Genomic DNA, 15199 nt, shown 5'->3' with positions numbered 1-15199 from the left:
CGGCCCTGTGGGCCGCGTCAGGCCATGATCATCACGAGCACCATGCCCCAGATGGTCAGGAGCGTGTTGCCGACCGCGTAGGTCACCGTGTATCCGAGGCCGGGGATCTGACTCTTCGCCGCGTCACAGACCATGCCGAGCGCCGCCGTCGTGGTTCTCGCGCCGGCGCAAACACCCAGCAGGATGGCGGGATGGAAGCGGAACACATACTTGGCGATGAACATGCCGAGAATCAGCGGAACGGACGTGGCGAAAATGCCCCACAGGAACAGGCTGACGCCCAGGTGCTGAAGACCGGCAACGAATCCGGGGCCCGCCGTAATGCCGACTACCGCGATGAACACATTCAATCCGACCGAGTTCATGAACCAGACAGTCGGTTCCGGTATGCGGCCGAACGTGGGATGAATCGCGCGCAGCCAGCCGAACACGATGCCAGCGATCAACGCGCCACCGGCGGTGGACAAGGTGATCGGAACAGTGCCGGCCTTGATGACAATCGCGCCGACCAGCGCGCCGATCGTGATCGCGAGGCTCATGAAGGCCACGTCAGTCACACTGGTTGGCCTGTCCAGCACGCCGAGCGCCTTCGCAGCGGCAGTCGTGTCCTGCGTGCGCCCGACAATCGTCACCGTGTCTCCGCGGTGCAATGTTGTTTTTGGCAAAATAGGAATCACCGTTTCCGTCGGTCCGCGCTTGATCTTTCTCAGGTAGACGCCACGCGCTGCGGGTAACGAGGCGAGTTCCGCCAGGGTCTTGCCGTCCACCGCCTTGCTGGTCACATAGACGTCCACGCCTTCTGCCGGTACGGCGAGCAGTTCAGGGTCGTCCACTTCCTGGGCTCTTGCCTGAACTGCAACAAGCTGGTCGCCGCTGCTGCCCACGTCCTTGTCCTTCGTTCCGAGCAACGCGATGAGCTGCTCCCGGCGACCCGCTACCGCTACCACGTCATTTGGCTGAAGAACGAAATCGAGCGTCGCCTCTTCAATCACGGTCCCACGCCGGACCCGCTCGATGAACAGGCGCATCCCTTCGGGCTCAAGTGCTTCCACCTGGCTCACCGTCTTGCCGGCAGCCCGAGTGTCGGCGGGAAGCCTGTAGGCGCGCAATTCGTAGCGGTGCCATGCCTGGCCCGGGCCGCCCAGGTCCTGCGTGCCGCCCATGCTCGCCTCATACTCCTTGCATGCCGCGACCAGATCTATGCCCAGCAGCTTTGGGCCAAGAGCGGAAAGGATCAACGCAGAGCCAACCGTGCCGAAGATATACGACACCGCGTACGCAGTCGGCATCGCATCGAGCAGCGCCTTTGCCTGGTCTGGCGGCAGCCCAAGCCGGTTGATGGCGTCTGTGGCCAGACCCATGGATGCCGAAATGGTTTGGGACCCGGCGAGCAGCCCGGCCGCGGATCCGACGTCGTAACCCGCGAGTTTCGCAGCAACGATTGGTGCGGCGAGGGACAGCACACATTGAACGACCGAAAATAGTGCCTGAGGCGCGCCGTCCTTTGCAATGCCACGCACGAACTGCGGCCCAACCCCGTAGCCTACGGCGAACAGGAACAACAGAAAAAACACAGACTTAACATTGGGCGAAATTGTGATGTGAAGCTGCCCGATGGCGATCGCCACCAGCAGGGTCGCTGTCACCGCGCCCAGACTGAACCCCTTAAAGCTTTTCCCGCCAACCCAGTAGCCGATTCCGAGTGCAAGGAATAGGGCAATCTCAGGATAGTGTCGCAGGGTATCGGCTAGCCAGACCATGATGGATCCTTTGTCTTTGATCGTTTCGGAAACGCGAAAGACTTACCGCGGCTTCATTAGAGAGCGCCATGTGTGAAATTTGCATAACCAGACGCCCCTCCGGAGGGTTCGCGCCTGGATGGCGAGCGCTTCGCAATAGCCTCGATGTCCGACCGGGCCGGTTTCGATGGCGTCGCCTGCGCAAGGCGCAGGTCAGGAAGGGTCTCCTGTCACATCGTCCGTCCGGCGCACCAGGCTTTCAACTTTCATTCAGTTGGGCGCGCTGAGCGCGCTGTACCCCTTCTAATGATGGTGCGAATGTTCCGACAGGACAATGAGACTTTAGTCCGATGACGCAGTCTGTTGATCAGATCCAGGCGCATTCTGGGCGCGCGCAAGTGCGCCGCAACCTCCAACGGCATGGATGTGCCAAAGTGGAAGTGTCTAAGCAACCACCTGACCGAGGGGAGCGCCCATCATGAACATTACGACAGTTGGTATCGATCTGGCGAAGAACATTTTTGCCGTCCATGGTGTAAATGAGCATGGCACGAACCGTGCTGAAGAAGGTGCTCAAGCGAAATCATCCTTGAAGGCAATACCCTCGAGCAACAGCTTGATCTGTTCGGGGCCGTAGATATGGCGCTGACGTCCAAAAATTGGGAACCGTAGTCCACTCAGTGCTGTGCTATAAAAAATACAGCGCTCTCGTCCCGGGTCCGCTCATTTCCTCGTCAAGTGCAAGGAGAACCGCAATGCAAACAAGAGGCATTTTGCTAAAAGGTATTGTTGCGATGGCCCTAGGCTGTCTGGTGCTTTCCGGATGCGGTACGACTTCGGAATCGTCGGGCGGTGCCGCGGTCAACACGTCGAAACGTCAAGCGATCGACGCGAGCGTCGACGACGCACTGGCCAAGCTGTATGCGAAGGTGTCGGGCTCGAAGGAACTGGTCGCGAAAGCGCAAGGCGTGCTGATGTTTCCGAACGTGGTTCAGGCAGGCATTGGCATCGGCGGCGAGCACGGTGACGGCGCATTGCGTATCGGAGGCAGCACCGTTGGTTACTACAGCACCTCGTCAGGATCGATTGGCGCAATCCTTGGCGTCCAGACGAAGGCCGTCATTTACCTGTTCATGACGCAGGACGCGCTCAACAGCTTTCGCAACGCCAGCGGCTGGTCGGTGTCCGGCGATGCGTCGGTGGCGCTCGTTAAGGTCGGCGCCAACGGGACGATCGACTCGTCCACTGTTACCGCACCCGTCGAAGTGTTCATCCTGACTGACTCAGGGCTGATGTTCAATGTGTCGCTGGCCGGTTCCAAGATCACACGCCTCGATATCTGAACATCCAATGCGTTCGCTGCATGCGAATCAGACATGTCTGCCGTCCAGCGTCCGTTGCAGCGTACTGCTTCATTTCGGCGATCCGCACGAAGGGAGTGTGTTCAAAGGCCTCAGCCAGCGATTGCACTCCATGAGTTTGCGGCGCATGGCGCGAGACTACCGCCGGGGCGACGAGCGGCCTCTCTGCCCGACTGGCCGCTTCATAATGCGGATTCAACCGGTGGATGCAACACACTAGAGGCTGCGCAAGCAGTGGGAGTGTTGCAGATGAAGCAACGACGCCGGATTTATTACACCGAGACCCAGAAAGCGCTGATGTGGGAGCGCTGGCAGAAGGGCGAATCCCTCCAGCGTATTTGCCCAGCTTTTTGACCGGAACCACTCATCGGCACAAGGGATTCTGGCTGAGACGGGCGGAATCCGGCCGCCACAGCGACGCCGCTCCAGATTGGCGTTGACGCTGGCCGAGCGCGAGGAGATATCGCGGGCGCTCGATTCGATCCAGTCAATTGCAAAGCAACTTGCACGGGCCCCCTCCACAGCGCCTGCAAACGCCCCGGGAACGTAGAGGCTGACGAGGTAATACGCGTCAGCCCAAACTACTCCCACCAATATGTAAAGCGCGACAGCTCCGGCGATCCGGTCACGTGTCACCGCGCCCGGGCCGAACACTCTCATTCCAACGACCATGCCAAGCAGCACAAGTGCAAGGAGTGTCGCTTCGTCACGTATCGCCAGCGTGAGGACTGTCGGGAGGAGCCATCCCGCCCAGACCACAACGAGAGCCACGAGGGCGACCAGCGAGATCAGCGCGAACTCTCCGGATCGATCCGTCGCGGTTATTAGTCCGTTCAGGAGGATCAGCGAGAGAAGCACGTCCTGCAGAATTCGACCGGCCACGCTAGTCGACGCGGTGACGAACGGGACCACGAACACCATCATGACGAAGAGCACAAGAAGCGCGATCATGCTTCCGTGACGCAACGGCGCGGCGCGGTCCCGCCATCGCTGTACGTATGCCATGGCCCCTCCAGTCGAACAGAAGTCCGCGACCGTTTCCCTGCCTGAAGATGAGCACTCGGGTGGACCGCGGTGCGCGAGGAAAGCAAAGAGGGCAACTGTCTATGCGCCGATACACCGATACGCCGATACGCTGATGACTCTTGTCGCCCAGGTCGAGCATCCAGTGTACGTCGCTCCGTTCTGCATTTCTCATTCGTTTAGGGCAACGCTGAACAAGCCGCCGCAAATCTCGATTTCAAAATGATTCGAGGTCTGATCACCGTGAGCGGAGCTTTGACCTCTGGTTTTCGGCCCTTTCGGGCCATTTGCACGGGCCTTTGGCCCGCTTTTCGCCCACAAGGGGCGCACCTGTGCCATCAATCGTCGGCGCGACAGATAGACGTTGGCGAGGGCCAGCGCTACAAAAGCACGGTTGGCGTTCTTTGCCAGCCCGCGATAGCGCACTTTGGTGAAACCCCAGAGGCGCTTGACTACTGCGAATACATGTTCGACGCTGGCCCTGATCTTCGACTTGTTGCGATTCTTGCCGCGCGCTACCTCGTCGACTTCGCCCGCACGGCGCGTGCGCTGATTGGTGAAGTCGCGTGCCTTGGGCGCTTTGCCGCGAATCAGCGCTTTCTGGCTCGCGTAGGCGCTATCACCGTAGACGCGTTGCTCCTGCCCGTGCAGCAATTGCGGCAGGGGATGATTGGGTAGCCCCGCTGCCTGTCGGCAGTGGGGCCCCCGAAGAACCGTACGTGCGGGCTTTCCCCGCATACGGCTCGAGCACAGCATTAAGCGTCGTACTGACGCCGGTCGCACCGGCACTGCATACGACCTTCGTACGCGTCACATCGTTGAATCCACCTCGTTACCGAGGCCAAGGGCGCTGAACCTGGAACATGTCCGGCTACTCACAAGCTGCCCTTCGCGGAATCTCAAATGTAGGCCTACGACAACTGCACCACGCGGAAGTCTGCATCCTTTCAGATCGGGGCAAATTTTGAACCCCTATGTGGCCTATTACCAACCACCCTTCGCTTTTTCCACGTTCTCATACCCACTTGTCCAACAGCTTCCCTCGCGAGTCACCTGCCTTCGCCAAAAAGCTGGCGTGGGCGGACAATTGGGCTTACCACGTTCCCATCCTTGCCGACCCGAACATTCCGCCGGGCCTGTCCGTTTAGCGCCTGTCTCTTCCCCGGCAGCCCTTGTGACGACGTACTCCCTGACAAGACGGAAGCAACCGGCTGCACACCTTTTGGTCAGGGCCTAACAGCCGCTTTGGCCCCTTCGTGCTAACGAGGTTTATCAACAGTTCACTTATGTTGCGCATGCGGAACTTGCCTGGCATCCCACACCGCACGGCGGCTGGCAGTGTCGATTCCTTCCCCGTCGCCGGGGTGAACCGTCAGTCGAGAGACGCGTTGTCTCCAGAGCTTCATACCCAACCGTTACCGGTTACGCATGTCTGGATAGGCAACTGCTGGTCGTACAGCAGGTCACGGCACGGCGATCTTTTCCCGAACGCCCCGCGTGACAAGACAAGAATGAGCTTTTCCGCCTACTACATGCCGCTTAACGCGCGGCAGACGGCGACACGTGTCGCACCTTGTCGTGCACGTTGGCGGCAGTGACCACCGCACTATGGGCCAGGCCGCTTTGGCTATCGACGCCGATATGCAGCTTCGCGCCGAAATACCACTGCTGGCCTTTGCGCGTCTGATGCATCTCCGGATCGCGCGCCTTCTGCTCATTCTTCGTCGAGCTCGGCGCAGAGATGAGCGTTGCATCCACGATGGTGCCGCTGCTGAGCTTCATCCCGCTGGCTTGCAGCACGCGCCCCACCTCGGCAAAGAGTCGTTCACCCAGTTTGTTCGTCTCAAGCAGTCGCCGGAATTTGAGCAACGTTGTTGCGTCGGGCACGGCTTCGCAGCCCAGATCAATTCCCACGAAGCGACGCAGGCTGGTGCTGTCGTAAAGCGCCTCTTCGCAGGCGAAGTCGGCCAGATTGAACCAGTGCTGGATAAAGTGAATCCGCAGCATGCGCTCCAGGCCAATGGGCGGGCGGCCGTTGCCCCGTTTCGGGTAAAACGGCTCGACCACCGCGCCCAGTTCCGCCCACGGCATGATCGAATTCATCGTGTCGAGAAACTCGTCGCGACGCGTGCGTTTGCGTCGGGTCTCGAATCCTGCACCTTGATCTGCGGCCATCGCGAGCGTTTGTTGCTTCATCGTGTTTTGCGTTTGTCGTTTCCTGTGCGCTCTATAACGCTTGAGGCGCACAATCGGTGGACTTACTCAGCGAATGAAAGGGACTTCCTCCGTCCCAAGGCTGCGGTGGAAGCCGCGAATTGGTATCACAGTGCCATGATGGAGTCTCGAACCTTCATCGACACCAACAAGAGGGGAAGTCCATGCCTGTTGTCACCGTGGGAATCGATCTGGCCAAGAACGTGTTTGCGATTCACGGAGTGGACGAGTCCGGCAAGGTTGTGCTGGTTAGGCCGCGCGTCATGCGGGACCAACTCATCTTGCTCATCGCCCAGCTGCGGCCTTGCCTCATCGGCATGGAAGCCTGTTCCGGCGCCCATCACTGGGCCCGCCTGTTCCAGCAATATGGCCACACCGTGAAGCTGATGGCGCCGAAGCTCGTGGCACCCTACCGTAGAGCTTCGTATTTCACATAATCAGCCTGATTGTCGTGTGCACCGGCCTGTTCGGCTTTGGCGCGTACGCAGCCTTCCTCGTGGTCACTGGCCAGTCGCGAAAGCGCAACGTCAGCGGCTAACAACGCGCGACGGCGTGTGGTCCGCGGGAAGCGGCCGCACAGCCCCGCTTCGCAGCGCGACCCCGAAAAGCCACGGCGAGCCATACCCGACGCCGACACCATAGAGCAGCGCGTCGCGAACGGCGTCCGCTGACTTGAGGCGAAAGCGGCCGGCAACCGCCACCTCGTTATCGCCAAAGCGCCAGGTACCCTGGACTGAGGGTGCAGAAATCGTCGCGGATGGCGGCAGGATGTTGAACGGGTAAATGTCTGCGGTCACCGGGTCTCGTGGTAATAAAGCCCGCTGGATTGTGACGTGGCACGGGAAGATGTTCACCGCGCTAAGGCCTATGTCTGAGGCCAAGGCGGGAGTGGACAAAGCGAATCCACGCAGCGGTCTTTGGCTCAGCACGGCAGCTGCTTCATGATTCCCCAGGACAAACTCGAATGTGGCTTGTTGGACGCCATCGGCGCCATGCGTCGTCCGACGCAAAGCGATCCGTTGCTGCCCTTCGAGGAAAACCCGCGAACGACTCGACTTCGGCCTTATGCGAAGCTTTCCATAGGGCCGATGAAGCATCGTTCGTCCTCGCGAATTGAATGGCTTGCTTGCCGGGCAGAGCCGCCATTCGAACGTCCATGTGAGAGTGCGGATGTCCGTAGATGACCGATTGCAGGCGCATCGCGCATGCTCCGAAAGCGGCCGTACGGTTGCGATTGCCGTTGGCGATCGCGGCAACTGACGCGTGAACCGGCAGGTCGGGGTCAGTCCGCGATCGGTAATCAAAAAAATGTTTATGCTAAACCGCTCCACACGCGCTGGCGTCTATGGGCATAGGATGATAGTCGCGGTGATTTGCGATGCTCGGCGCACGGTTGGCGCACGCCGGGACCCGGCGGTTGTCCGGGCCCGTTGTGCGAACGCAGCGGGAATGCGGACGTCAATGGGCAGGGAATCCAGAGTTTCGCGGCATTGTGATGGTGCGACGACGCTAAAGCACGAACGGGTTCGCGTTGGCCGCATGGGGGAAGACCAACGTGCGCGTGGATGGTGCTGATCCCGGTCAGTGCACATCGCTCGGGTCAGGTGGCGTAGCAAATTCTGCCCCCACGTATGCAGGACCGTGATGAAGCCGAGTAGACAACGTCAAGCAGCACGGCCGGCGCATTGACTCAAATTATTTGCTACCGAGTCGGGGTCGTTGCCTCATGTAATTTGCTACCTGTCAGAATGCTGGCGGGGGCGACTTATGACGAGGCGGCTCAGCATGGCAACACGAAGGGAATTGATCGAGGCGGTCGGACAGCGCTACCGGTGTTCTGACCGGGAAGACAAACTTCAGCTTGTCCGGCTCAGTTCTGATCGACTCGTAACGGGTATGCAGTTCCCGCTTCACGTCCTTCGGCGACTCCTCCAGCGGGCGATCCCGCACGTTGTCGCGACCGTGCCGGGACGCCAGCCCGTCGCCACGAAGTTGGGGTTGCGGCGGCCCTGTGGGCCGCGTCAGGCCATGATCATCACGAGCACCATGCCCCAGATGGTCAGGAACGTGTTGCTGACTGCGTAGGTCACCGTGTATCCGAGGCCGGGGATCTGACTCTTCGCCGCGTCACAGACCATGCCGAGCGCCGCCGTCGTGGTTCTCGCGCCGGCGCACACACCCAGCAGGATGGCGGGATGGAAGCGGAACACATACTTGGCGATGAACATGCCGAGAATCAGCGGAACGGACGTGGCGAAAATGCCCCACAGGAACAGGCTGACACCCAGGTGCTGAAGACCGGTGACGAATCCGGGGCCCGCCGTAATGCCAACTACCGCGATGAACACATTCAATCCGACTGTGCGCATGAACCAGACAGTCGGTTCCGGTATGCGGCCGAACGTGGGATGAATCGCGCGCAGCCAGCCGAACACAATGCCAGCTATCAACGAGCCACCGGCGGTGGACCAGGTGATCGTAACAGCACCGACCTTGATAACAATCGTGCCGACCAGCGCGCCAATCGTGATCGCGAGACTCATGAAGGCCACGTCAGTCACACTGGTTGGCCTGTCCAGCACGCCGAGCGCCTTCGCGGCGGCAGTCGTGTCCTGTGTGCGCCCGGCAATCGTCACTGTGTCTCCGCGGTACAACTTTGTGTTCGGCAGAACAGGGATCGGCGTTTCGGTGGGTCCGCGCTTGATCTTTCTCAGGTAGACGCCACGCGCTGCGCGTAACGTGGCAAGCTCGGCCAGCGTCTTTCCGTCCACCGCCTTGCTGGTCACATAGACGTCCACGCCTTCTGCTGGTACGGCGAGCAGTTCAGGGTCGTCCACTTCCTGGACTCTTGCCTGAACTGCAACAGGCTGGTCGCCGCTGCTGCCCACGTCCTTGTCCTTCGTTCCGAGCAACGCGATGAGTTGCTCGCCGGCGACCCGCTACCGCTACCACGTCATTTGGCTGAAGAACGAAATCGAGCGTCGCCTCTTCAATCACGGTCCCACGCCGGACCCGCTCGATGAACAGGCGCATCCCTTCGGGCTCGAGTGCTTCCACCTGGCTCACCGTCTTGCCGGCAGCCCGGGTGTCGGCGGGAAGCCGGTAGGCGCGCAATTCGTAGCGGTGCCATGCCTGGCCCGGGCCGCCCAGGTCCTGCGTGCCGCCCAAGCTCGCCTCATACTCCTTGCATGACGCGATCAGATCTATGCCCAGCAGCTTTGGGCCAAGAGTGGCGAGGATCAACGCAGAGCCAACGGTGCCGAAGATATACGACACCGCGTACGCAGTCGGCATCGCATCGAGCAGCGCCTTTGTCTGGTCTGCCGGTAGGCCAAGCCGGTTGATGGCATCTGTGGCCAGACCCATGGATGCCGAAGTGGTTTGCGATCCGGCGAGCAGCCCGGCCGCGGATCCGACGTCGTAACCCGCGAGTTTCGCGGCAACGATTGGTGCGGCGAGGCACAGCACACATTGAACGACGGAAAACAGTGCCTGAGGTGCGCCGTCCTTGGCAATGCCGCGCACAAACTGCGGCCCGACCCCATAGCCTACGGCGAACAGGAACATCAGAAAGAATACAGATTTAACGTTGGGCGAAATCGTGATGTGAAGCTGCCCGATGGCGATCGCCACCAGCAGGGTCGCTGTCACGGCACCCAGACTAAAGCCCTTGAAGCTCTTCCCGCCCACCCAGTAGCCGATTCCGAGCGCAAGGAATAGGGCAATCTCAGGATAGTGTCGCAGGGTATCGGCTAGCCAGACCATGATGGATCCTTGGTCTTTAACCGTTTCGGAAACGCGAAAGACCTACCGCGGCTTCTATTAGAGAGCGCCATGTGTGAAATTTGCATGACGAGACGGCCCCCAGGAGGGTTCGCGTCTGGAGGGCGAGCGCTTCGCAATAGCCTCGATGTCCGACCGGGCCGGTTTCGATGCCGTCGCCTGCGCAAGGCGCAGGTCAGGAAGGGTCTCCTGTCACATCGTCCGTCCGGCGCACCAGGCCTTCAACTTGCATTCGGTTGGGTGCGCTGAGCGCGCTGTACCCCTTCTAATGATGGTGCGAACGTTCCGACAGGACAATGAGACTTTAGTCCGATGGCGCAGTCTGCTGATCAGATCCAGGCGCATTCTGGGCGCGCGCAAGTGCGCCGCAATCTTGTAAGGATATCAAGCGTGATTCGGCGACGATCGACGTATGCACCGCTATCCGCTGCGATCTGCTGACCTGTCATGATTGCGGGGTGTCGATGCTGAGGTATGCGACGTTTTCCCTTCACCTTTCTTTCAATTTGCTGGCGCTAGCATAATTAACGAACATCTGTTGTTTTGCGCGGAACCGCGCCCCACGCGCCACGTGTGCTAATGCCAGCGCCAGCCTTGCCGCCACCTCGGAACTGAGCGACGATGTACGGGACCAGCGCGGCACCAGGCAGTTCACCACGAACTGTCATCACGGCGCTGACCACGGGATTGAAATGCGCGCCGCTGACAGGCCCCAGGGTCTCGATCAGGACGTACAGCCCGCCCACCGTGGCCGCCGTATTGGCAAGCAGCGCCACCGCGACGTTTCCTCCCGCCAGACGTTCGGCCATCATGCCCGCGCCGATGACGATAGCCGGCAGCAACGCCGTTCCCAGTGCTTCGGCGGTAAGCCGGCTGCGCAGATCGGTCATGGCTTAGTCCTGCGAAAGGCGTTCGAGCTCGGCCTGAAGCTCGGTATTGGTGAGCGTATCGAGGGGCAACGCCAAAAGGTGCAGCATGCGGTAGCCGATCGCCTGGCGCGTCAGTTCGAAGGTCTGACGTTTGCTCTCGTCGCCGCCCGGCGCGTTGGACGGGTCGGTGTAGCCCCAATGCACCTTTACTGGACTGCCGGGCCAGTAAGGACACTGCTCCGCCGCTGCGCTGTCGCACACGGTAATGACGATACGCATCTGCGGCGCGCCTTGCGCGACGAACTCATCCCAGCTCTTGCTGCGATATCCCGCAGTGTCGATGCCAGCTTTGGCAAGGGCCTCCAGCACGAACGGATTGAGGTGGCCGCTCGGTGCGCTGCCGGCGCTGTAAGCGCGTACGTCTTTGCCGAGCAGTTGTGCCCAATGGTTGAGCGTGCCTTCACTCAGCACGCTGCGTGCAGAGTTGTGGGTGCAGAGGATCAGGACGTTAGTGGTCTTGCCGGCCATGGCAACGCTCCAGCAGCAGGACGAACCAGATTTCACCGCGATGCCGACCGGCTTTCCACGCGGCGCTTGCGGCGCGCAGCACGCGGAGCCTTCGGTGGGCACGTCTTTCTGCTTGCCCTCGCTGAACACCGGGATGTTTCCCAGCGAATGGAAGTGTTTCCATGCAATGCCTTGCGGATCGGTGATCCAGTGTTTGTCGCTACGAGCGTAGCAGCAGGTGGTCTCGCCATCGTCCAGCAATGCCATGTCTGCAGCCTCTGCGCGCGCTTTAAGCTCGGCCAGTCCAGCGGCGTCATCCACCTGGAAACCCAGGTGGTCCACCCCGGCGGCACTGCCGCGTGTGGAAATGGCGAAGTTGATGCGCGGATCGTCCAGCATCCAGTTCGCGTAGTCGCTTTCCACTCGGGTCGGCTCGGCGGCGAACAGCTTTGAATAGAACGCGGATAACTTCGTTCTCTTCCATATTTCCAATATATTCGAGGACATGGGCAAGAACCGGGAGGGAAGGCAAGCGACTGCTCTCGGTAGGTCACTGCCTGAGACGATCGATCGGTAGCAAGTGGCTTAATTCCGTTCGATCTATCTCCGCGATACCAGATAGCCGTCGTCATCGGTGAGGCTTCGCGAGAAACGTGCGCGGTGGGTGCGTTCGGGCAGAGCTAGCGTATGGATGGCTCGCTCGAGACGCTGCGCCATATTGGCAGTGCAAAGATACGTTGACGTGCTCGTCGCCGAGATCGACTCGCGTTTGCATCCGGCGACGAACTCGACTGTCTCTCCCGATTCCATCGGCGTTAGTGGACGGATGTGGCAATGCGCATGGCGCCAAAAACCGGCGCAAGCCTATCCTGCCATACCTCGTTTCAATGTCCGTTTTTATCTCCCGGCTAAGCGCTTTCAGCGAGGTTGGCCGGGAATTTCCGTAAGGTGGCCAGATGCGTCCGCGGGATGCACCCCCTGAATTCGCTGTTCTTCCTTTGCTCGACCGCACACCGTATCTCATGGTGCGGGATGTCGATTGAACGAGTCTGCATACTGGGCAGGCGGATTTCGGCGTAGTGATCCGGTCCACTGCCGCTACCCGAATGTCAGATGTCTGCGAGGGCCGCGGCTGGAGTCGGTGATCGCACGCGCTGAATCGGCAACGTCGATTCAGCTTCGGGCGGCTGTTGATCTCCTAAAATCTCGCCGGTCTTTCCCAAAGATATGCAGGCAGGGCTATCGGGAGTTCGTAGAGTAAGGGATATAGTCTGCGAGACTATCGTGTCTCTATCGGCTCGCAGTTCCATTGTGTGAATCCTGATGGCCAGAACGATTCAGCCCGTTGCCTGTGATCGTTCTGCGCCTGCGCCGTCGTGAAGTTTGCCCGGAATCCCTTCGCTATGTCTTTCCGGACATCGGCCCGGTCCGTTGCTCGTGCCAGACGTGTCCAAAATATTTCTTTTATTCCAACGCGATCCATCTGATTCCATGATGTTCCGATAGCAAAAATCCGGCCAAAAACAGGTGTTGACGAGGTCTTCCCGAGTGAACAAGATGGGATAAAGAGAGCACGACGGAGCGAGCCATGCCAGTTGCGAAAAGCTATACCCGGGCGCAATGGGATGAGCTTGTCCGCGCTCTGGAATCACTGCCGGTCAAGCCAGAGGCCGAGCAGCGCGTCTCTATTACCGATGCGATGAAAGAGATGCGTCTGGTAATCGGTGCGGTGAGGAAGAAGGGATATACGCTGGAAGAAATCGTTGAACATGCACGGAAGAAGGGCGTTGATTTTAGCGTTGGCTCTGTCAAGTACGCGTTATACCCATCGAAGAAAGACAAACCAGCTCGACAGTCTGCAAAGGAATCGGCACGAGACAATGCCGCGCCATCGCCTCGTACGAAGAAGGTAAGCAAGGACGATGTACCGCGCGCGGAGGCTGTCAGAGAAAATCCAAAGCAGCATGCGGGAGAGATTGTCAGTAGGCCGGGAAGCATGGTGATGCGTGACGCGTTCTCATTCGAGATCAGGCCTGACACCGAGAACCTTTAGAGGATTCAAATGGACATGACGACTTACCCCATCTATCTCGTTGGTGGCAGCAAGGGCGGCGTAGGCAAGAGTTTTGTTGCGCTCGCGCTGGCCGATTATCTGCTACGGCGGGATATTCATGCGGCGCTTGTGGAAACGGATACCTCCAACCCAGACGTGATGAAAGCAGTCCAGGATGATATGCGCTGCATTGCCTATAACCTGGACGATGCAGACGGCTGGATCGGCCTTGTCAATTTCTGCGACGAGCAACGAGACGCAGCGATCGTTGTCAACACGGCGGCGCGGAGCCAGACGGGTGTTGAGCAGTTCGGGGCGACACTGGCCGGCGCGCTTGGCGAGCTTCGGCGCCGGCTTGTTGTCCTGTGGGTGATCAACCGGCAACGCGACAGCCTTGAATTGTTGAGCGCTTTCAACGAGACGTTCCCGGACGCGGTGATGAACGTCGTACGCAATGGCTCCTTCGGTCCGGCGGACAAGTTCACGCTGTATCAGGGGTCGCAGCTTCGCCGTTCCATCGAATCGCGCGGTCACTCACTGGATTTTCCTGATCTTGCGGATCGGGTCGCGGACGAGCTTCGCAGTCAGCGCATGTCGATTCGCAAGGCAGCGGAGACGATGCATATCGGTGAACGGGTCGAGCTATTGCGTTGGCGTTCGTTGTGCGATGCCATGTTCGCCAAGGTAACGGTCGATGGATAGCAGGCAGGGCAGGCCGGTGGACGAGCTCGCCTGTCTGTTTCTCGACGTCGCGGGCGAATTGCCCGACGATGCCAGTGTGCTGCGAATGCGTCGGGTATCGAGTGCGCTCAACCTCCGCGACAACGATGCGCTGTGGTCTGTGCTGGTCATGCTCGAGCACTACGGGCGACTCTACGAGGCCATGCCGGAGCGCATCCGGCAGGCAGGCGCGGGCAGTCTGGATGTCGTGCGGACGGAGGCGCGGGCAGCGACGGATGCGTTGATGACGCAGCATCGTGACGCGCTCGCGCGCTGCAAGGCCACGATTGAACTGGCCGGGCAGATGATCGATGAACATGAGGCGCGCTACCGGGCCGCGCTTGCGGCGCTGAACGATGAGGCGCTGGCTACACTCACGCAGCGGGCGGCGAATCACATTGCCCGCGTTGCCGGTAACCGGCTCGTGGGGGCGACGGCTGTCGCCGTACGTGACCAACAGAAACGGATCGATACGACGCTCACGTCATTCGAGCGCGTCGCCCTACGGCGGCTCGTGCGGGCGTGCTATGGGCTGGTCGTCGGCGGACTGATTGTGATGCTGCTGGCCGCGGGCGCAGGCGGGCTGGCCGGATGGTGGGCTGGCGTCCATTGGATACGGGCAGACGGCTCGCCGTCTGCCAGCATGGGTTATACCTCGTCGGTGTCACCCTCCATGAATTCAGCGGCGTGGCGGAGCACGTCTGCAGCCGCGTCGTTTTGTTCGAAGGCGATCATCGGTGCCCGGTAGCCTTCATCTTTGGCGCGGGCGAGGGCCATGTCGTAGTGCTTGCCTTCGTTGTATTGCAGATCGGTGGGTTCAACGAAAGTCAGGGAGAGGTCGGGCGAGCCTTCGGCATTGATGGTGAGCACGGCCATGCGGATGCGGTTGGTCATGATGTGTTCCACCGGTTCAAGTCCGGCCGTTGTCAA

8 protein-coding genes and 8 pseudogenes are annotated in these 15199 nt (G+C 60.2%); 7 read left to right on the top strand and 9 right to left on the bottom strand.

Features of this window, described 5'->3' with window-relative positions:
- Nucleotides 1-17: 17 nt before the first annotated feature.
- Nucleotides 18-1760: an aspartate-alanine antiporter gene (gene aspT, locus OKW43_RS00520; RefSeq protein ID WP_429444531.1), complete on the bottom strand. Its 1743-nt coding sequence runs from the start codon at nucleotides 1758-1760 to the stop codon at nucleotides 18-20.
- Nucleotides 1761-2217: 457 nt separating this feature from the next.
- Here aspT (OKW43_RS00520) and OKW43_RS00515 point away from each other — a divergent pair.
- The 3 genes and pseudogenes from OKW43_RS00515 to OKW43_RS00505 form a co-directional block, all read left to right on the top strand.
- Nucleotides 2218-2323, top strand: a pseudogene (locus OKW43_RS00515) (IS110 family transposase); the annotation flags it as partial.
- A gap of 171 nt (nucleotides 2324-2494) precedes the next feature.
- The gene (locus OKW43_RS00510; protein WP_429444529.1) at nucleotides 2495-3082 is read left to right on the top strand and encodes a BPSL1445 family SYLF domain-containing lipoprotein; all 588 of its coding nucleotides are present in this window, start codon (nucleotides 2495-2497) and stop codon (nucleotides 3080-3082) included.
- Nucleotides 3083-3349: 267 nt separating this feature from the next.
- Nucleotides 3350-3623, top strand: a pseudogene (locus OKW43_RS00505) (IS30 family transposase); the annotation flags it as partial.
- Nucleotides 3624-4444: 821 nt separating this feature from the next.
- Here the strand turns inward: OKW43_RS00505 and OKW43_RS00500 are convergent.
- Both OKW43_RS00500 and OKW43_RS00495 read right to left on the bottom strand, forming a co-directional pair.
- Nucleotides 4445-4792: pseudogene (locus OKW43_RS00500) on the bottom strand (transposase); the annotation flags it as partial.
- A 903-nt stretch (nucleotides 4793-5695) separates the two neighbouring features.
- Nucleotides 5696-6319 (bottom strand): annotated as a pseudogene (locus tag OKW43_RS00495) (IS5 family transposase); the annotation flags it as partial.
- 182 nt (nucleotides 6320-6501) lie between these two features.
- Here OKW43_RS00495 and OKW43_RS00490 point away from each other — a divergent pair.
- Nucleotides 6502-6753 (top strand): annotated as a pseudogene (locus OKW43_RS00490) (IS110 family transposase); the annotation flags it as partial.
- Nucleotides 6754-6864: 111 nt separating this feature from the next.
- Here the strand turns inward: OKW43_RS00490 and OKW43_RS00485 are convergent.
- The 5 genes and pseudogenes from OKW43_RS00485 to OKW43_RS00465 all read right to left on the bottom strand — a co-directional run.
- Nucleotides 6865-7134, bottom strand: a complete 270-nt coding sequence (locus OKW43_RS00485) for a hypothetical protein (RefSeq protein WP_429444528.1) — start codon at nucleotides 7132-7134, stop codon at nucleotides 6865-6867.
- A 1224-nt stretch (nucleotides 7135-8358) separates the two neighbouring features.
- A pseudogene (aspT, locus tag OKW43_RS00480) lies at nucleotides 8359-10102 on the bottom strand (aspartate-alanine antiporter).
- A gap of 578 nt (nucleotides 10103-10680) precedes the next feature.
- Nucleotides 10681-11010, bottom strand: a pseudogene (locus tag OKW43_RS00475) (aquaporin); the annotation flags it as partial.
- A 3-nt stretch (nucleotides 11011-11013) separates the two neighbouring features.
- On the bottom strand, nucleotides 11014-11517 hold the full coding sequence (locus OKW43_RS00470) for an arsenate reductase ArsC (protein ID WP_429447279.1): 504 nt from the start codon (nucleotides 11515-11517) through the stop codon (nucleotides 11014-11016).
- A 12-nt stretch (nucleotides 11518-11529) separates the two neighbouring features.
- Nucleotides 11530-12003 (bottom strand): annotated as a pseudogene (locus OKW43_RS00465) (ArsI/CadI family heavy metal resistance metalloenzyme); the annotation flags it as partial.
- Nucleotides 12004-13084: 1081 nt separating this feature from the next.
- Here OKW43_RS00465 and OKW43_RS00460 point away from each other — a divergent pair.
- From OKW43_RS00460 to OKW43_RS00450, 3 genes are read left to right on the top strand one after another with little or no spacing between them, the layout of a single operon-like run.
- On the top strand, nucleotides 13085-13549 hold the full coding sequence (locus OKW43_RS00460) for a hypothetical protein (RefSeq protein WP_429444526.1): 465 nt from the start codon (nucleotides 13085-13087) through the stop codon (nucleotides 13547-13549).
- A 9-nt stretch (nucleotides 13550-13558) separates the two neighbouring features.
- Nucleotides 13559-14251: a protein mobD gene (locus OKW43_RS00455; protein ID WP_429444524.1), complete on the top strand. Its 693-nt coding sequence runs from the start codon at nucleotides 13559-13561 to the stop codon at nucleotides 14249-14251.
- Entirely contained in the window at nucleotides 14244-15017 is a 774-nt protein-coding gene (locus OKW43_RS00450; RefSeq protein WP_429444522.1) for a hypothetical protein, read from the top strand. Before OKW43_RS00455 ends, OKW43_RS00450 begins: the two co-directional genes overlap by 8 nt.
- Here OKW43_RS00450 and OKW43_RS00445 read toward each other — a convergent pair.
- A complete protein-coding gene (locus OKW43_RS00445; RefSeq protein WP_429444520.1) occupies nucleotides 14918-15163 on the bottom strand; it encodes a hypothetical protein in 246 nt (81 codons plus the stop codon). The two genes, OKW43_RS00450 and OKW43_RS00445, sit on opposite strands and share 100 nt — an antisense overlap.
- Between the last annotated feature and the right edge of the window lie 36 nt (nucleotides 15164-15199).

Source organism: Paraburkholderia sp. WC7.3g, assembly GCF_050436345.1.
Taxonomy (GTDB): Bacteria; Pseudomonadota; Gammaproteobacteria; order Burkholderiales; family Burkholderiaceae; genus Paraburkholderia; species Paraburkholderia podalyriae.
This window is presented reverse-complemented; position numbering and strand designations above follow the sequence as displayed.

Bases quoted from the DNA above. Each gene is read 5' to 3' on its own strand.
- aspT (WP_429444531.1), bottom strand. From the start codon at position 1,760: ATGGTCTGGCTAGCCGATACCCTGCGACACTATCCTGAGATTGCCCTA.
- OKW43_RS00510 (WP_429444529.1), top strand. From the start codon at position 2,495: ATGCAAACAAGAGGCATTTTGCTAAAAGGTATTGTTGCGATGGCCCTA.
- OKW43_RS00470 (WP_429447279.1), bottom strand. From the start codon at position 11,517: ATGGCCGGCAAGACCACTAACGTCCTGATCCTCTGCACCCACAACTCT.
- OKW43_RS00460 (WP_429444526.1), top strand. From the start codon at position 13,085: ATGCCAGTTGCGAAAAGCTATACCCGGGCGCAATGGGATGAGCTTGTC.
- OKW43_RS00455 (WP_429444524.1), top strand. From the start codon at position 13,559: ATGGACATGACGACTTACCCCATCTATCTCGTTGGTGGCAGCAAGGGC.
- OKW43_RS00450 (WP_429444522.1), top strand. From the start codon at position 14,244: ATGGATAGCAGGCAGGGCAGGCCGGTGGACGAGCTCGCCTGTCTGTTT.
- OKW43_RS00445 (WP_429444520.1), bottom strand. From the start codon at position 15,163: ATGACCAACCGCATCCGCATGGCCGTGCTCACCATCAATGCCGAAGGC.